Here is an 18,394-nt window from a genome sequence, read left to right on the forward strand (position 1 = left end):
AACGTCCCGGTTAACGCAAGTGCGGATTGGGGGAACCAAATTTATCTTTTAACTACTCTTTTTAAATGTACTCAAAAATGCCATTTTTGGATGGTCTACCGCATTTGTGTTAACCGTTGTTGTGGGCAGTTATTTCTTACATATTATCATCCAATGTTTTTCATTTGGATTTTCCTCAGGTTCGTTAACTTCCTTCGCTTCTACAATATTATAATGACCAAACTCGTCTTTAATGGACTCTTCGTCATAAAAATAAAGGTTTAGTCCTTGTGGCGAACGGAAGGTGTTCCTTTCCAATTTTTCTCCCAATCCAAATCGTTTATCGTTTATAGACAATGCCACAAAAATCATTAAACCGTTATCTTTCAATTGTGAATAACAGTCATTGATTAGTTTTAATCTATCGGCTTTGTTAAGAAGATGAATAAGTGAATAACAGTAGATTGATTCATATTGGGTTTTATCAAATGGCATATCGGTAACAGAACCAAAGTGTATTGTCACATCACCTTCAAAATGTTTCCGAGCCCTTTCAATAGCTGTTTTAGATATTTCAATTCCAGTTACATCAATTCCTTCTTCGTAAAACAACTTTGCATTTCTTCCATATCCAAATCCTGGAATTAAAACATTTCTGATATTACGTTTCTGCATTAACTCAAGTACTTTCCGTGCATTGTCAGTGGGATTCTCTCCCCACATTCTTTCATTACTTTGATAGGCAGATTCCCAAAATTCAATCATAGTTACATTTAATAATCAAGTTATATAGACATTAAGTAAAATTTCGAACTTTGGTTGTTATTAATTGCCCACAACGTCCCGGTTAACGCAAGTGCGGAGTTGGGGCACGGAATTTATATTTTATTTACTTTTTTTAAAGGTATTTAAAAATGCCATTTTTGACTAGACTGCCGTATTTGTGTTAACCGTTGTTGTAGCACGTTTTAATTCAAATACTCTACGTCAGGACGAACCTTTTTTCGCCATTCCTTTCCGTACTTCTCGTCCATTAGTTCGAAGATTCTTTCGTTGTATAATTTTAAGCAATCCATTGCTGGAGGTGTACAACCAAAATCGTAATATTCAATTTTGTAATTCCTTTCAAAACGCTCGTCAGCTTTAGTGTTTGCTACTGGCGCAATAGATCCGAAAAGCAATAATTTTGGCTTTCCATTTTTCCAGTCCGAATCAGCTTTTTCCGCATCAAATTCACATTCTGCTTTAAGTAAAAAAAGTTCATTTGTTATTCCAGTGTTTGTGATCGCTTCAAATTCTTGAGTAGGAAATCCGAATGCTGAGATCTTGAGTAAGTATTCTTTATTGGGCTCCAGATATTCTAACCGGAATTTTCCCAGGCTATCCGCCATAGTTCCTGGATGTCTGCTTTTTAGTACCTCAATATAAATATCCGCTTCGGGTTTCATTCCGGTCAGTTCGGAGAGCACAGTTCCTCTAATTTCAACTTGGGCAGAGATTAAGCCACAAGTCATAATCATAATCAGAGTCAGAATTTCTTTTTTTAGATTCATTTCTATAAATGTGCTACAACTGGTTATATCAAAACGAATATAGTTATTTATCTGTTAAATTTGCCGGATAACAACAGGTTTTCATTGCTTTTATCAGACTGTAACAACTCCTTTATCGTAACGTCAAGAGGACTCTCAATTTTCATAATGTCCTTGCGGGAAACGTGAGTGTAGATCATCGTCGTTTCGGGCTTAGAATGTCCCAGCAACTCCTGAATATACCGAATATCTATGCCATTCTCCAACATGTGCGTGGCATAGGAATGCCGCAGGGTATGGGGGGTGACCTTCTTCTTTATTCCGGCGCGCCTGCAGGAATCCTGTAAAAAAGCTCTCACGCTCTGGGCACTGTACGGTCCGCCGCCCTGTCCTTCCGCAAAATAAACATGCGGTATATAGGTGGAAAGATAGTTGTTGAGCAGGGGTAGCATGCTCTCTGCCAAAACTACCACGCGATCCTTACGGCCCTTAGAATTCTTGATAACAATTTGCCGCCGCAAAACATCTATTTGTGACAGCTTTAACTCCAGTAATTCTCCAATACGGAGGCCCCCGGAGTAGATCATCGCCAAAATCGCCCGGTGCTTAAGATTTCGCGTGACCTGTAGCAGTTTTATAACTTCCTCTTTTGAAAGTACAGTGGGCAAAAACCTGCTCTTCTTTGGACGCTTAATATCCCCGGTTGTTATATTTTCACAATTATATAGCTCCAAAAAATGCTTTACCGCACTTATACATTGCCTGTGGGAGCTATGTGAATAATTTTCCGCAGCAATCCGCTGTTCAACAAAAAGCTCCAGATCCCGGTGCCTGAATTCCGAAAATTCCCTTTCCCCTATGAAATCTACCAGCTTAAGAATAAAATGATAATAGGTCCTTACACTGCTTTCACTCAACCGCTGTCCACGCAAATAAGCGACATATTCGTGCAATATCTTTTTTTGCTTCCGGCTGAACGTGGGTGCAGGTCTTGCTTCCTTAACCTCTTTTTTCTGTGGTAAATTGAAATGCTGCATCGCAGAGTAATCAACAAAAATATGCCCCGCCCTCAACCTGGTGTAAAGCCGCTGCTTGTTTTCCTGTGAATACGGAATATAATAACAGGCATGGGTTCGTGACCACTTTACAATTTCTTCTTCTTTTAACAGGGACTTGATCTCATGATGAAACTGGAATTTTATGGCTATTTGCCACTCATCCTTATGCAGGAGAGGAGAGAGGGTAACTTTTTTCATACGGCTGATTTTTAGCTAAATATAGCTGAAAACTGCTTCCGAAAATGTGCGTTTTTTCCTGCGGAAAATAACCTCCGGTTTTTCAACCCTCCGGGGTGCTCAGTCCCATTGGGAACCGGCAGCTTTTGCTAATATAATGTTAAATTTGATACAATTGTAGAGTAAATTTCAAATTCCGGAATTTCCAGGAACTTCTTCTGTATGGCGGAAATTTTAAGTAATTTCTTCTGAAACTCTTACTACAAGATTTTTTTCTGAATCTGAAAATATTGCGCAATAAAAAACCGGAAGCTTTCAGGTTCCGGTAGTGGTAATGTTGCGGCCATTGATAGGCTGGTTTTATGGCCGAAGTTAATTCAGCCGGCGATTCACTTCCTCAGCGCCTTTAGTTACTATGGAATCGAGTCTTGTGCCGGTCTTTCTCACAATGGAATCCAGACTTTTGAGTTGCCGGGATTTAGCAGTGATCGTGGAATCAAGATCCTCCACCTTATCCAGCCCTTTGTTCACAGCCGAATCAATGTCTTCGGCATGTTGTTCAATACTGTCGAGTTGCTCCTGCACCCGGGAATTCACTTCCTGGCAACCGCTGAAAGAAACAGCGAAACCAAGCGATATAAGCATTAAAAATTTGTTTCTCATTTATAGTTTTAAATTGAACCTTGAACCTTGAAACCTTGAACCTTGAACAAACCTTGAACCTTGACCTTGAACCTTGAACCTTGAACCTGTTTACCCGTTAATCGCTTCCACCCGTTCCACACGGCCCTGAAGCATATCCTTGAGCATGGTCTCAATTCCGTTTTTTAGAGTGAAAGTGGAGGAAGGGCAACCGCTGCAGGCTCCCTGTAAGATCACTTTTACAAGCTTCTGCTCTTCATCATAGCTTTCAAAAAGGATATTTCCGCCGTCACTGGCCACTGCGGGCTTGATGTATTCATCAAGGATGGCAACGATCTCTTTGGAAGTATTATCCAGCTGTAGCTCGGGAACTGCTGCCGAATCTTCCTTTTTTGAAGCAGATGGCTGCACGGTGTCTTCAGTAAGCACATCTTTCCCCTGCTCCAGGTATTCCCTTATGAATTCCCGTAGTTCCTGGGTGATATCGTTCCATTCGGCAATATCAAACTTCATGATCGAAAGGTAGTTCTCATCTATAAATACTTCCTTCACAAATGGAAAGTGAAACAAAGCCTTTGCAAGAGGTGCGTTCTTGGCTTCGTCGATATTTCTGAATTCCACGCTTTGCAACACCAGTTTCTTGTTGGAAACAAATTTCATCACCGTGGGATTCGGAGTGCTTTCTGCGTATACCGTTGCCGGCATCTTTTTTATCTCTTCTTCAGAAGGGGTCACCACCACGCCGCCGTTATTCATGAAAGTCTCAATTTGTTCGGCAATTTCCTGCTGTACATCCTTCCAGTGTACAATATTGTATTTCTCAATAGCCACAAAATTTTGTGCGATGTAGACCTTCTTTACAAACGGAAGGTGAAACAATTGCCGGGCAAGGGGAGAACGCCCCGCCTCCTCTATGTTGCTGAATTCAAAGCTCTCATGTTTGGTGAGGAAGATATTAGCCTCGAACTTAACAATAGTAGGCTTTGTAGTGGGTTGTATATTGATGCTGATCTTTTGCATGACTGAAAAATTTTGGCAAAAGTACGATATTCCATCCGTCTTTTGAAGCTTATTTAGAATGATTCAATTGGAAGTTGGAATTGCGTAGTCCGGGAATCGTTAATTCGGGAATCGCTAATTCGAGAATCGTTAATTCGTTAATTTGTTAATCGGGGAATGGTTAATTCGGGATTGGTTAATTGGAAATTGGTTAATTGGGGAATGGTTAATTAGGGATTGGTTATTTGGTAACAGTAAACAGAGAAGAAAAAGTCCCGGAATTTGGTGCTTGGAATTTGGTGCATTGTGCTTTTTTAAAACTACCAAATCCAGATTAGAAGTGACTTGTCATTCCAACGAAGGAGGAATCTCTCGTTATAACTGTAGATCCCTGGCGGCAGGCAGGCGGACTTCGCTTCACAAAAGATTCGCTCTGGATGACAAAGAAGTTTAATGGTTAATCGTGATTCGTTAATTCGTGAATTGTCATTTGGTGCCTGGAATTTGGTGCTTTATTCCGCCTCTCGGGATTAGTTAATTGGGGAGTGGTTAATTAGGGATTAGTTAATTGGTAACAATAAAAATTAAACTGATAAACCGACAACTGAGAACCGACAACTGAGAACCGACAACTGAAAAATGAAACCTGGAACCTGGAACTTGAAACCTGGTGGAACCTGGACCTGAAACAGCATCTTCCTAAAATTCCATCGCCTTCACGACAAAAGAACCTTCTGTCGCGGGAATGATCTGCTTCAGCACTTCGGGATCGCCATTGGTGAAAAATTCCGGTGGCTTTTGTTGCTGTTTTGTCAACAGGTCCAGACTGTTTAGGACAACCCTGGTTTGTTTTGCCACAGCCATACCTGAATCTATGATCGTCACATGGGGCGGAAGGATCTTTTTTAAGGTAGGAATGAGATAGGGATAATGGCTGCAGCCCAGCACCAGGTAATCCATGCCTGCCTTAAGCATAGGTTTGAGCAGGCCGCGGAGCATCTGCTCTACCTTTGCGGAATCCTTATTGCCTTTCTCTATTTCCTCGACAAGCCCGCGGCCTACCACTTCCACAACCTTATTGTCTTTTGAATACATATCTGATGTCCTTGCGAAAAGGGCGCTGGAGAGTGTTCCCTTTGTTGCAAGTATGCCAATGCATTTGGTTTGGGTTTTAAGGGCAGCCGGTTTAATGGCCGGTTCTATTCCAATAAACGGAACATCATAGGAAGCCCGCAGCTGTTGAATGGCATTGGTGGTGGCGGTATTACAGGCGACTACAATTATCTTGGCGCCCATTCTCAGGAGCAATTCAGTATTCTTGATACTCAGTCGTGTGATCTCTTCAGCAGGTTTTTCACCATAGGGCGCATTAGCACTATCGGCCAGGTAAATGGTGTGTTCCAGGGGCAGAAGCTGATGGATTTCTTTCCAGATGGAGGTGCCGCCAACACCCGAATCAAAAATTCCGATAGGACTGTCTTTACTCATTCCTGTAAAAATAAAAACTGCGCATCAATGATGCGCAGTTTTGCAGAATTTATTTTTCTAAAGGAATTAGATCCCAAGATCTTTCTTTACATCGGGCATAAGGTCATAACCATCGGCCATGATCACTCCGGTTCCGGTAGTAGAGTCAAGCACATAGTCATATCCTTTTGCACGTGCGACTTTTTGAATAGTAGTACGGGCTTTTTCAAGAACAGGCTTTAAAAGTTCCATCTCCTTCTTTTGAAGTTCCTGCATTGCATTTTGACGGTACTCACCAATTGTTCTCTGAGTCTGCTGAAGCTCCATTGCTCTTTTTTGATTCTCTTCGTCTGTCTTGGTTTGTGCTTCTGTTTCGTATCTCTTCATGGTATTCTGAGCTTCAGTTACCATATCTTTTATCTCTGTGTCGTATGTCTTTTGAAGTTTTTCCAACTGGTTCATTGCAGCTTTATACGACGGCATTTGTTCAATAAGTTCCTGTGTTGCAATATGGGCTACTTTTGTCTGTGCATTTGAAAAAGAAGTTGCTCCCAGGATTAAAGCTACAGCTATTAGAAGGGTCTTGAATTGTTTCATTGTTTTAGAATTGATTATTTAATTGTTGAATTTTTATTTTACTTGGCGTCTCCGCTTCTTAATTATTTTCTTTTTTTTCTTCCCTGGCTTTGGCCACAGAATCTTTTTTTCTTTCACGCTCCTTCAGGATCTCTGCCTTACGACGCTCTGCTTCTTCTATCTTGGCAGCTCTTATCGAGTCTCTCTGCCTGCGGCGCTCTTCAAGTAAAGCTTCTCTTTCATTCTTTCGCTCCTGCTGACGTTTTTCTCTTTCAGATAAAACTCCATCCTGCTCTACTGTCTTTGCTTCCTGGCGTATAAGCTCCCTTTTTTCTTGTCTCGTTTCCAGTTCTTCCCTGTTCGAAGCTCTTGTGATACTTCGCAGTACCTGGTCACTTACATCCAGCCTGTCGGCCGCATAAAGGGTAACAACATCTGCCGATTTATCAAAGATAAGATCGTAATTCCTTGCCTTTGCAATTTCCTGTACCGCCACAAACACCTGGTCCTGTATTGGCTTTACGAGTTGCAGCTTCTGGGTGATCAAATCTCCATTGGGTCCAAATCTCTTTTGTTGATAATCAAGGATCTTTTGTTCTTCAAACCTTATCTCATCTTCCCGGTCACTTATCAATTCACTCGTTAGAAGTGGTCTTTCGTTTGCCAGGTCCTGCTTCATCTTATCGATCCTGGTCATTTCACTTTCAATTTCCCTCTTCCACTGCTGCACTTTTCTGTCTAGCTGTGCTGAAGCTTCCTGGTATTCGGGCACGTTTTCCAGTATGTATTCCATATCTACATAACCGATCCTTACCGTTTGCTGAGCCGTAGCTGCAAACCCTGATAAAACTGTAAGCACGAGGCTAAAAAGAATCGATTTTTTCATACTCAGAGTGTTTATAGAAAATACCGTGCCAAATTATATATTTATTTAGAACTGCTGTCCAATAATAAAATGGGTTTCCCAGCCATTACGCTTGGTCTCTCCCGGCAGGGGATCGAATCCATAACCAAAATCTATACCCAATAGTCCGAAGGCCGGCATAAATATACGCAATCCTGCCCCGGCAGATCTGTTCACCTGGAATGGATTATAATCTCTAAAGCCGTCATAGGATGCACCTGCCTCCAGGAAAGTAAGGGCAAAAATTGAGGCCGTAGGCTTCAGGGTAATAGGATAGCGCAGCTCTAATGAATACTTATTGTAAATAGTGGCTCCGTCATTATCTGATGCCTGGCTCAATACTCCCCTGTCAAGCGGAGTAAGGGACTGGTTGGGATAACCTCTCATGGCTACAGCTTCCCGGCCGTCCATGCTGTAAGTCCCCATTCCGTCTCCTCCTAAATAGAATCTTTCAAAGGGCGGCACCCCGCGGTCATTGTTATAGGCTCCAAGGAATCCATATTCAGCATGAGTTCTTAGCACAATACTGTTGCTGCCTCCAAAATTATAGAGTGTGGTATACCATGTACCGTTAAATTTGATCTTGTAGAATTCAAGCCACTTGAATTTTTCCTGGTCTATTTTACCCTGGTCCGGTACCGGATCTTCTCCCGGTCTTAATGGTCTTCCCTGCCTGTTGATCAATACTCCATTTTCATTTTTAAGCTGAAACTCTTCCTGGCTCCCCAAATTCGCATAATCTACATCATTAAAGAGGGAGTAGGGGGGAGTAAGTTTGGCAATTACTTCAAATTTAGAACCTCCCATTGGGAAAATAGGATTGCTGAAGGTATTGTCTCTTGTCAAACCTAAGGTAAGCGAGAAATTGTTGGAATATCCGTCTCCAAAGGTGAATAAGCCCGTGTTGTAATTGCTAAGGTTATAGTGCTGAAAAGCAACTGCAGTGGAAAGTATGAAGAAATCATCTGGCACAGTTAGTCTTTTGGCCAATCCAAAGGTAAGTCCCGAGATCGAGAATTTACGATCCCTGTCTGCTCTTCTGCTCCTGTAGTCATAAAAATATTGCTCTGTATGCTGGAGAGAGGTGGAAAGTCTTACCGGCTTTTTACCGCCCCACCAGGGTTCAGAAAATGATAAGCTATAGGTTTGATAATAAGTACTGGCCTGCGCTCTTAAAGAAAGCTTTTGTCCGTCTCCCATAGGTAATGGGCGATAGGCGTCCTTATCGAATAGTCCGCTAAGAGAGAAGTTGTTGAAGGATAGCCCCAGCGTTCCCACGAAGCCGCCTCCTCCATAACCACCCTGAAGCTCTATTTGACTGGCTCCGGCCTCTACTACCGAATATTCCAGATCCAGCGTCCCGCTGTTTTGGTCTACGTTTTTAAATTCGGGTGAAAGATTTTCAGCATCAAAGAATCCTAGTTGCCCCAGTTCTCTCACTGTTCTCACCACAGCTTCCTTGCTGTACTTTTGCCCGGGTTTGGTGCGCATTTCCCTGTAGATCACATGATCTTTGGTTTTGTCATTCCCTACTACAGAGATCTTATCAAAATAAGCAACCTTCCCTTCCCGTATTCTAATTTCAAAATCTATGGTATCATTGTAAACCCTTACTTCAACCGGGTTGATATTCGAAAAGAGATATCCGCTGTTCTGGTATTTGTTGGTAAGGTCATTTGCGTCCGGCTTCGTATTATCGGCAATCTGCTTCTCAAGCAGGACTCCATTGTAAACATCGCCCTTGGTTATCCCCAGGATCCTTTGCAGTTCCCGGTCACTGTAAACAGAGTTACCAATGAATTCGATGTTTCCGAAGTAATAACGGTTTCCTTCCTCTACATTCAGGCGTAAAGAAACGTGATTCTCATCTACTCTCATCAGGCTGTCCGATACTATCCTGGCGTCCCTGAAACCTTTTTCCTTGTAAACACTCAGCAGTTTCTGCTTGTCGGCTTCATATTCTTCAGGAATGAATTTTGACCGCTTCCAGAATCTTAGAAATTTCTGCTCCTTGGTTTTCTTCATGGCACGTTTTAGCCGCCCATCCGAAAGGGCTTCATTGCCGTTGATCTCAATTTCTTCGATCTTTACACGTTCTCCCTTGTCAATGTTGACCACCATATTTACCAAATTGTTCTGTATAGTGTCTTCAACAGGAATAACATTAATGGCTACTTTAGTATTTAGATACCCATCCTCTCTAAAATGGTTTTCAATGTAGTTCTTGCTTGTAGTTATAAGGTTCTCGGTAACTTTTGTTCCTACATTAAGCTTGGTTTCTTTCCTAAGGGTCTCCTGCTTCTTATTCTTTACCCCCTGTATCCTTACATTAGCCAAAGTGGGAACTTCCTGGATCTCAATTTCAAGGTCGGCAACCTCACCTTCCACACCGGTAACATAGATATTGATGTCGCTAAACAACCCAAGATCCCACAGTTTTTTAAGTACTTTGCTAATGCGGTCACCCGGAATAAAGATCCTTTCTCCCTTTTTTAAGCCGGTATAAGCAACAACTGTCTGTTCATTATAGGAAATGTTACCCGTAACAATTATCTCTCCTATAGTGTATTCTTTACCGTTTGCAAGTGGCAGGTCCTGAGCTGCAGAAGTAAAATTGATAAAAAGGCTGAAGGCCAAAAATGCTATAAAATGCTTTGTTTTAAAGACATTAACTAAGTTGCTCACTTGTTTTTCCAAATCTTCGTTCTCTGTTTTGATAATTATATATGGCCTCGAAAAGGTCTTCTTTCCGGTAATCCGGCCACAGTATTTCTGAAAAATATAACTCCGCATAAGCCAGCTGCCATAAAAGGAAATTGCTTATACGCTGCTCCCCGCTTGTTCTGATCATAAGATCAACATCGGGTAAATTTTGGGTGTAAAGATGCTTATTTATAACCGATTCATCAATAGCTTTTGCTGAAATCTCTCCCGAAGCTACTTTTTCAGCAATTTCTTTTACTACATGCGTAAGCTCCTCCCTTGAACCGTAACTTAGCGCAAGGGTGAGGGTCATCCTGCTGTTGCCTGAAGTCTTTTTGATCACTTCTTCCAGTTCCCGGCGTGCCTTTTTTGGTAAAGTTTCTATACAACCAATGGCCTTGAGCTTTATGTCATTTTCCTGAAGGGTGGTGATCTCTTTTTTTAGAGAGGAAACGAGAAGTTTCATGAGCGTATCCACCTCCACCTTTGGGCGGTTCCAGTTTTCTGTAGAAAAAGCGTACAGGGTGAGGTTGGGAACTCCTATTTCTGCACTGCCTTCAACCACGTCCCGCACTGCCTTCGCACCCTTTTCATGTCCTCTTATCCTCATTAGACCCTGCTTTTTAGCCCAACGCCCATTGCCGTCCATAATGATGGCTATGTGTTGAGGTAATTTTACAGGATCAATTTGCTCTTTGAAATTCATATTAATATTTGTTGAAGCAACTGGACCCTCTCCCAAAATTGAAGGTTAAATAGATACCTGTGAAAACATACCAGTCTGTAGTATTGCGGTTTCCAAAGTCCCAGAGATTAAAATCCCCGTCTACTTCTGAAGGTTGACTACCATCAAGATTATCTGTAAAGGTGTAACGGGCTCCTATTTCTATCCCGCCCGAAATAAAATTATTCAGCGTCTGCTTATAACCCATTACCATAGGAATGGAAAATTCCCAGTTATTTCCCGCTTCCTGTAGTTCATTGGCGGCAGGGTTGGTATAAGCCTTGTTCTTTAACATGTAATGATTCGCAAAATAATAATTAATGCCGGTGTAAAGATAAGGAGTTGATTGATATGTATTGGCATGAAGGTCCCATTCCCAGAAAGTGAATTCCAACCCCAGCGAGGCTTCGGCTATTGTGTTGGAAAACGAATATCCGCGTTGTTGCCTGCGGCCCTCGTTCGATTTGGCATCATCGGCCTCAAGCTTGGCGTACATCAGGGAAAATCTGAAGGCGTGTCGTTCGCTCCGGTTCCATTTTAGCAGCCCCCCAAATACAGGTGTGTTTGGGTTTATATAGGTAGTGTTGCCCACATCCCCAATATAATTTGCTCCTCCAATAAATGGACCTATTTCAAAATTTTGGGAATATGTCTGGTTTCCGCATAATGCCATAAGAACCACAACAACAAGATACCTCATAGGTTTTCAAAAGTTTGCAAATATAACAATAATGTTTGCCCCACAATAATTTGAGCAGGTTTGTACCTAAGCATTAACAGATTTCAGGAGGTTTTATTGCCTAATTGCGCTTATCTTCTCCCCATAAAAGTTTTTTCCGGAGGGTTTTTAGGAAGGTATCTTCAGTAAATTCTATCATTTTTAATTTAAAAGGTGCTTTTTGAATAGTGACGGTCGTATTGTTCTTCAATGTTGCTATTCGGGAATCCATCGAGACCAGGTAATTATCTGCCCTCCCCGACACCTTTAAAGTGATCTTGGTGTTGTCTTTTATCACCAGTGGCCGGGCATTAAGATTGTGTGGTGCGATAGGGGTAATGATAAGTGCTTTTGTTGCGGGAGTGATCACCGGCCCTCCACAACTAAGGGAATAACCCGTTGATCCCGTGGGAGTGGAAATGATAAGCCCGTCTGCCCAGTAAGCCGTAAGATATTCATCATCCAGCCAGGTGTCGACAGTGATCATGGAGGTGGTATTCTTACGGCTTACCGCTATCTCGTTGAGAGCATAATGGTTGTCATACAATTCCTCCACTTTAGGATTGGCTCTTATACTAAGTAAAGAACGCTGGGAAATCTTGTATTCGTTGTTAAGCAAGAGCTTGATGGTATGTCTTATCTCTTCTTTGTTAACCGTCGCAAGAAAACCAAGCCTTCCGGTATTGATCCCCATAAGTGGGATGTCCCTGTTCCTTATGAAATTGACCGCGTGGAGGATGGTGCCGTCACCACCCACACTTATAAAGATATCATAGGAACCATCGAGTTTTTCAAAGGTCTGGAAGTGATGAATATCCTTTTTGATCTCATTGTTCTCGTCAATGAGCTTCAGGAAATTTTCCTCAATGGCCACTTCAACATTTTCTTCGTCAAGTACATTGAGAAGTTCTTCTATGTAAGCCCCGGAATTTTTGTGATAAAACTGCCCGTAGATCCCAACCTTCATATCAGATATTTAGATATTTATCAAGATAACGGGATCGATCCTCAAGATTGGAGGAAAATGAATCTTCTTCATTCTGGGAAATTACTTCATAGCCATATCTTCTAAAGGTCTGGAAAATGGCATTAAAAGGAGCAACTCCGGTCTTGATGGTGATCTGGGCCCGGTCGTTGTCCATTCCCGAAACAAAGGCACCTAAAACATGAGTGCCGTTAGTTTCAACGATTTGACATATCTCGCTGAAAGAATAATCTTTTACGCCTTTTTCAACCACCAGGATCCCTCCCGGATTATTAAGAAAAGGAGACTCCGTGAAGAGATTCATGATATCCTGCAGCTCCAGGTAACCTAAAAATGCGTTCTCTGCATTGAGAACGGGCATGATGTTGGAATCATTCTTTGAAAATGTATGCAGCACATCTATCCAGTTGTCATTTTCTCTTATAAAAAAGCCTTCAAGCGCATATTGGAATTCTTCCAGCCGCCGCTCTTTCTCAAACATCCTGGCATCTGCCACAGGAATACACCCCATATAGGTTTTTTCCTGCATTACCGGAAGATGAGAATAGGGGTATTCATTAAATATCTCCAGGACCTCCCCGACAGTCGAAGTAAACTGCGGGATTTCTATATCATTTAATATGTAGGGATGAATGCTCATAACCCGGCTGTTTTTTTGCAAATTAATCAAAATAAAGTACTTTTTTGCCTATTCAACTTTGTATTTTTGTTCGAAACAGCAGCCGAAAATGACAAAATTAAGCGTAAATATAAATAAGATCGCCACCCTTAGAAACAGTCGGGGTGGGGATGTTCCTAACGTAGTGCAGGTGGCAAAAGATGCCCAGCGTTTTGGGGCCGAAGGGATCACCGTACACCCCCGCCCTGATGAGAGGCATATAAGATACCAGGATGTGCTCGATCTAAGGCCTGTGGTAACGACCGAATTTAATATAGAGGGTAATCCTGTAGATAAATTCATCGAACTCGTATTAAAAGTTAAGCCCGAGCAGGTTACTCTGGTTCCCGATGCTGAGGACGCTATAACTTCAAATGCGGGTTGGGATACCGTCAAGCACAGAGATTTCCTTAGGGAAGTAATTGCCGAATTTAAAAATAACAGCATCCGTACTTCCATATTTGTGGATCCCGATCCCCAAATGGTAAAAGCTGCAGTTGACACGGGTACAGATCGTATTGAACTCTACACCGAAGAATATGCGAGACAATATTCGAAAGGAAATAAAGAGGGGATCCAGCCTTATGTGGATTGTGCAGAAGTTGCCAATGACCTAGGTCTTGGCATTAATGCCGGTCATGATCTCTCCCTGGAGAATATTGCCTATTTTAAAAAGAATATTCCCGGTCTTCTAGAAGTTTCCATAGGCCATGCCCTTATCGCAGAATCTCTTTACCAGGGACTGGAATACGTAATTAATCAATACCTGAGTTTGTTAAGAAGCTAATGAAATTGCACTCGAATATCATAGGAGAAGGAAAACCCATGTTGATCCTCCACGGATTCCTGGGAATGAATGACAACTGGAAAACCCTGGGCAATGAATTTGCAGAAGCGGGTTTTGAAGTGCATCTTATTGACCAGCGTAACCACGGGCGTAGTCCTCACAGTAATGTTTTTAATTACCTGGAACTGGCGAAAGACGTAAAGGAATACATGGACAGCCACAGTCTCAAAAATGTGATTTTAATTGGTCATTCCATGGGCGGGAAGACTGCCATGACTGCGGCGGCTCTTTTTCCTCATTTGGTGGAAAAACTTATAGTAGTTGATATTGCACCCAAATATTATGCACCACATCATCAACAGATACTTGAAGGTCTTACTGCTGTGGACGAAGCAGCACTTTCCTCCCGTGGGGATGCAGATGAGCTGCTGGCAAAATACATTAAGGAAAAAGCAGTGAGGATGTTCCTGTTAAAGAACCTCTACTGGAAATCAAAAGAGAAATTGGGATTAAGGCTAAATCTGGAGGCACTTAAAGAAAACATTGAAGAGCTGGGACAGGAACTTCCTGCCGACTATACGTTTACCAAACCTGTCTTATTTATAAAAGGAGAGCGTTCTAACTACATCACTTCTGAAGATGAACCTTTGATCAACAGGCATTTCCCGGCCGCTCAGATCCTAAGCATTCCCAAAGCAGGACACTGGGTCCACGCCGAAAACAAAAAGGCTTTTTATGAAGCAGTAATTGATTTTGTCTGAATTTTTAACGGGTAGATATTATGCGTGCACAATAAAATCAGCTTTTTGTTGCATAATATTTAATTTATACTATTTTTGGACCATTGATCCTTTATTAAAATACACAAATCTATTATGAGAAAAATCTTTATTCTAATGGCATTTGCCCTTGCAAGTGCTGTGACTTATGCCGGCGGTTACCGGGTAGGTGTTCAGGGACAGCGGGCGCTGGCTATGGGACACACCGGGGTGGCCGTTGTTAACAGTGCCGAACTCGGTTTTTTCAACCCTGCCGGTTTGGTGCATCTTGAAAATCAACTAACCATCTCTGCCGGGGTGAGTGCAGTTTTTTCTGAAGTAGCCTGGCAGAATTCAGTAACGGGAGAAACTGCCCGTACCGATAATCCTGCTGGAACTCCTTTCTATTTTAATGCTTCCTATAAATTAAATGATAATCTTGCTGTTGGCCTTAGTGTATATACTCCCTACGGAAGTACTGTAAAGTGGGAAGACGATTGGGCCGGTTCGCACCTTGTAAACAATATCGAATTACAGGCTATTTACATTCAGCCCCTTGTTTCCTACCAGATCGCAGATTTCGTGAGCATTGGAGGAGGACCAATATTCGTAACCGGTTCTGTTAACTTTAACCGTAACCTTACCCGCACTTTAAGCGATATAGAAGGAAACCGTTCAAATGTCACCATTGATGCCTCGGGTGTGAATGAGTTTGGATGGTCTGCAGGTGCGCTTTTTACTCCAACCGAAGCTTTGAAAGTAGGGGTGAACTATCGTTCAGAGATCATCATGAATGCTGAAGGCGGAGAAGCTGACTTTGAAAATATTCCTAATACTCCTTTAGCGCCTTTCCAGGACACTACTTTTGATGCCGAATTGCCTTTACCTGCCGAACTTACCGTAGGTCTTTCCTACGAACTTAATGAGAAGTGGTTGCTGGCTTTCGATCTCAACAGGACTTTCTGGGGAGTTTATGAATCTCTTGATATCACCTTTGCAAATGGTACTGTATCTTCCAACCCAAGGGCTTATGAAGATTCAAACACCTGGAGGTTTGGAGCTCAGTACGCTGCGACAGAGAAACTTACACTTCGTGCAGGATATTATCTTGATGAATCTCCGGTTCAACCGGGTTACTTTGCACCCGAAACTCCACGTAATGATTCCATGGGCTTTACGGGAGGTCTTTCTCTTGATGTAACTTCGAGACTGGCAATTGATGCATCCTTTGCATATATTAGATTCGACGAGGTGGATGCTTCTTATAATCACTATTTTGATGAGAACGGCCAGAATATTCCTTTTGGAGGAACCTACAAATCTGTAGCCTTTATTCCCGGACTTGGAGTAACTTATAAAATGTAAAAAAGAAACAGAATATGAAAAATTATATAAAATACATCGGGATTCTGGCCCTGGGCATGGTAGCCTGTGAACCTGAATTCGAAAATCCTGTTGATGAGCAGGATGCTTTCTCCACCGGGGAAGCAGACTTTTCAAATTATGTGGCCTTAGGAAATTCCCTTACCGCAGGTTATGCAGACAATGCATTATATATTACAGGACAGGAGAATTCATATCCTAATATCCTGTCGCAGCAATTTGCCAAAGCACAGGAAACCGGAGTTTTTCTTCAGCCGCTAATGGCCGACAATGCCGGAGGACTTCTGTACAACGGCACCCAGATTGCCAATACCAGGCTCGTACTTGCAGTAGGTGCCAATGGTCCTGCTCCAAGAAACTATACCGGTAGCCAGCCTACCACAGAGGTTACAAATAGGCTTTCAGGATCCTTTAATAACATGGGAGTTCCTGGTGCAAAAAGTTTCCACCTGTTAGCGCCCGGTTATGGAAATCCTGCCGGTGTACCGGCCGGAGCTTCAAATCCTTACTTTGCGAGATTTGCTTCCGGCGACAATGCCACTGTGCTTGCAGATGCAGTAGCTCAAAACCCGACTTTCTTTACCCTTTGGATTGGGAATAACGATGTTCTTGGATACGCTACCTCTGGTGGTACAGGAGAAGACCGAACCGGAAATCTGGATCCTTCTACCTACAATTCAAATGATATTACAGATCCTCAGGTTTTTGGAAGTGCATATTCAACTATTGTAAACTCAATGATCACTGCCGGTGCCGACGAAGGAGTACTGCTTAATATTCCCGATGTTACCAATATTCCTTATTTCACTACCGTTCCAAATAATGCGTTGGTGTTAACTGCAGAACAGGCAGCGGGATTAACGGGATACTTCCAGGCAGTAGCCGGAATATTCACCCAGTATTTAATGAGTCAGAATGTTCCTGCCGAGCAGGCGCAGGCACTTGCCTCTCAATATGCAATTACTTTCAGTGAAGGTCCAAATCGCTTCATTATAGATGTACCTGCAACTCAAATGAACCCACTTGGATTCCGTCAAATGACCCAGGAAGAATTACTGCTCTTGACCATAAATCAAACAGCTCTAAGGGAGCAGGGATACGGTTCGGCTGCAATTACCCCTCAGGTGATGGAAGTACTTGGAATGCTTCAGGCAGGACAGCAGCCCTCTCAGGAACAGGCCCAGCTGGTATTGGATGCCGTAAATGGTATTGATGATGGAGATGCTTTAGATGCTTCAGAGCTGGAAGCAATCAATACGGCCAGAACAAAATATAATCAGATCATTCAGCAACTGGCCCAGGCTAACGGTCTTGCATTTGTTGATGCAGCTGCACTCCTGCAGGAAACTGCCGGTGGAGGAATTGTATACGATGGAGGAACACTTACATCTACCTTCGCTACAGGAGGTGCTTTCTCTCTTGACGGAGTTCATCTTACTCCGAGAGGTTATGCGCTTGTTGCCAACCGCATTATTGATGCAATTAACAGCACTTATAACGCGACGGTGCCAAAAGTAAATATTGGCTACTACGGTACGATTACTCCAAGTAATGATTAAATAATAAATCATTCATAAATTCTTTAAACGCCGGATGTTCTCCGGCGTTTTTTAGTTCAAAATAGTATCTTAGTATGAAATTTTATAAATATGACTTTTATACTGAGGATCCTTCTAACTGCGGTAGTGGTTGTTTTTCTTGCTAATTTTCTTCCGGGTGTAACTGTAACCGGATACGTCACAGCCATAGTTGTTGCACTGGTACTCGCGCTGCTCAACTTAATCGTAAAGCCCATTCTCGTGCTTTTAACACTTCCCGTGACCGTCCTGACCCTGGGACTTTTTCTAATTGTCATCAACGCGATCATCATTCTGCTTGTCGATGCCTTCGTAAGCGGATTCCAGGTAAGCGGCTTCTGGATAGCAGTGCTGTTTAGTATCCTGTTATCGATTATCCAATCCCTGTTCTATTCCATTGCTGAAAGGAAGTAGTTTGTTGTGCAGCACAAATAGATGGGAACAACCGGCATAATCCTCAGCCTGTAAGGCTGACCTGTTTAAGGCTGAAGGCCTTAAATATTCCAGCCCGGAGCACCGCTCCGGGTTTCATGATCCCCACCCTTGTCATCATCAGCCTGAAGGGCTGAAACTCTTTCTGCGCCAAGAGTTCCCTGTGTTGAAAAAATCTGCATTGCATTTTTTGTACGTCTAAGGCTGAAGGCCTTCCATATTTTAGCCCGGAGCATCGCTCCGGGATCATCATCCCAACCTCTCACCATCAGCCTGAAGGGCTGAGACCTGATATATTCCATTCCGTTCCGTTTTCAGAAAATTGTGTCTTTAGG

19 protein-coding genes are annotated in these 18,394 nt (G+C 42.5%); 5 read left to right on the forward strand and 14 right to left on the reverse strand.

What is annotated here, in order from left to right:
- Positions 1–129: 129 nt before the first annotated feature.
- The 13 genes from G564_RS0117735 to G564_RS0117795 all read right to left on the reverse strand — a co-directional run bounded on the left by G564_RS0117735 (position 130) and on the right by G564_RS0117795 (position 13,104).
- Positions 130–744: a class I SAM-dependent methyltransferase gene (locus tag G564_RS0117735; RefSeq protein WP_029038831.1), complete on the reverse strand. Its 615-nt coding sequence runs from the start codon at positions 742–744 to the stop codon at positions 130–132.
- 203 nt (positions 745–947) lie between these two features.
- Positions 948–1,532 carry an FEKKY domain-containing protein gene (locus G564_RS0117740; RefSeq protein WP_029038832.1) on the reverse strand — a complete coding sequence of 195 codons (585 nt, stop codon included), beginning with the start codon at positions 1,530–1,532 and terminating at the stop codon, positions 948–950.
- A gap of 47 nt (positions 1,533–1,579) precedes the next feature.
- Positions 1,580–2,767, reverse strand: a complete 1,188-nt coding sequence (gene xerA, locus G564_RS0117745; RefSeq protein WP_037374282.1) for a site-specific tyrosine recombinase/integron integrase — start codon at positions 2,765–2,767, stop codon at positions 1,580–1,582.
- Positions 2,768–3,118: 351 nt separating this feature from the next.
- Entirely contained in the window at positions 3,119–3,409 is a 291-nt protein-coding gene (locus G564_RS0117750) for a hypothetical protein (RefSeq protein WP_029038834.1), read from the reverse strand.
- 90 nt (positions 3,410–3,499) lie between these two features.
- Positions 3,500–4,408 (reverse strand): NifU family protein, encoded by a 909-nt coding sequence (locus tag G564_RS0117755; RefSeq protein ID WP_029038835.1) that lies wholly within the window; start codon positions 4,406–4,408, stop codon positions 3,500–3,502.
- Positions 4,409–5,086: 678 nt separating this feature from the next.
- On the reverse strand, positions 5,087–5,875 hold the full coding sequence (gene murI / locus G564_RS0117760; protein WP_029038836.1) for a glutamate racemase: 789 nt from the start codon (positions 5,873–5,875) through the stop codon (positions 5,087–5,089).
- Between the two features lie 66 nt (positions 5,876–5,941).
- Positions 5,942–6,451 (reverse strand): OmpH family outer membrane protein, encoded by a 510-nt coding sequence (locus G564_RS0117765; protein WP_029038837.1) that lies wholly within the window; start codon positions 6,449–6,451, stop codon positions 5,942–5,944.
- Positions 6,452–6,509: 58 nt separating this feature from the next.
- Positions 6,510–7,316 carry an OmpH family outer membrane protein gene (locus G564_RS0117770; protein WP_029038838.1) on the reverse strand — a complete coding sequence of 269 codons (807 nt, stop codon included), beginning with the start codon at positions 7,314–7,316 and terminating at the stop codon, positions 6,510–6,512.
- A 45-nt stretch (positions 7,317–7,361) separates the two neighbouring features.
- A complete protein-coding gene (gene bamA / locus G564_RS0117775) occupies positions 7,362–10,019 on the reverse strand; it encodes an outer membrane protein assembly factor BamA (RefSeq protein WP_084625681.1) in 2,658 nt (885 codons plus the stop codon).
- Entirely contained in the window at positions 10,003–10,743 is a 741-nt protein-coding gene (locus G564_RS0117780) for an isoprenyl transferase (protein WP_029038840.1), read from the reverse strand. Before G564_RS0117780 ends, bamA begins: the two co-directional genes overlap by 17 nt.
- A gap of 1 nt (position 10,744) precedes the next feature.
- Positions 10,745–11,461 carry a type IX secretion system protein PorG gene (gene porG, locus G564_RS0117785; protein WP_037374284.1) on the reverse strand — a complete coding sequence of 239 codons (717 nt, stop codon included), beginning with the start codon at positions 11,459–11,461 and terminating at the stop codon, positions 10,745–10,747.
- A gap of 100 nt (positions 11,462–11,561) precedes the next feature.
- A complete protein-coding gene (locus G564_RS0117790) occupies positions 11,562–12,446 on the reverse strand; it encodes an NAD kinase (RefSeq protein WP_029038842.1) in 885 nt (294 codons plus the stop codon).
- Position 12,447: 1 nt separating this feature from the next.
- Complete coding sequence (locus G564_RS0117795; RefSeq protein ID WP_029038843.1) at positions 12,448–13,104, reverse strand: CBS domain-containing protein; 657 nt, start codon at positions 13,102–13,104, stop codon at positions 12,448–12,450.
- Positions 13,105–13,192: 88 nt separating this feature from the next.
- Between G564_RS0117795 and G564_RS0117800 the strand changes: the two genes are divergently transcribed.
- From G564_RS0117800 to G564_RS0117820, 5 genes are all read left to right on the forward strand, one after another.
- On the forward strand, positions 13,193–13,909 hold the full coding sequence (locus G564_RS0117800; protein ID WP_029038844.1) for a pyridoxine 5'-phosphate synthase: 717 nt from the start codon (positions 13,193–13,195) through the stop codon (positions 13,907–13,909).
- Complete coding sequence (locus G564_RS0117805; RefSeq protein WP_029038845.1) at positions 13,909–14,670, forward strand: alpha/beta fold hydrolase; 762 nt, start codon at positions 13,909–13,911, stop codon at positions 14,668–14,670. The genes G564_RS0117800 and G564_RS0117805 overlap by 1 nt, the downstream gene beginning before the upstream one ends.
- A 114-nt stretch (positions 14,671–14,784) precedes the next feature.
- Entirely contained in the window at positions 14,785–16,032 is a 1,248-nt protein-coding gene (locus G564_RS0117810) for an OmpP1/FadL family transporter (protein ID WP_029038846.1), read from the forward strand.
- 14 nt (positions 16,033–16,046) lie between these two features.
- Positions 16,047–17,609 (forward strand): SGNH/GDSL hydrolase family protein, encoded by a 1,563-nt coding sequence (locus G564_RS0117815; protein ID WP_029038847.1) that lies wholly within the window; start codon positions 16,047–16,049, stop codon positions 17,607–17,609.
- A gap of 90 nt (positions 17,610–17,699) precedes the next feature.
- A complete protein-coding gene (locus tag G564_RS0117820; protein WP_029038848.1) occupies positions 17,700–18,041 on the forward strand; it encodes a phage holin family protein in 342 nt (113 codons plus the stop codon).
- Positions 18,042–18,121: 80 nt separating this feature from the next.
- Here the strand turns inward: G564_RS0117820 and G564_RS0117825 are convergent, their stop codons facing one another.
- Positions 18,122–18,361: a hypothetical protein gene (locus G564_RS0117825; protein WP_029038849.1), complete on the reverse strand. Its 240-nt coding sequence runs from the start codon at positions 18,359–18,361 to the stop codon at positions 18,122–18,124.
- Positions 18,362–18,394: the final 33 nt, after the last annotated feature.

Origin of the sequence: Salinimicrobium xinjiangense DSM 19287 (assembly GCF_000423585.1) — a bacterium.
Classification (GTDB): Bacteria; Bacteroidota; Bacteroidia; order Flavobacteriales; family Flavobacteriaceae; genus Salinimicrobium; species Salinimicrobium xinjiangense.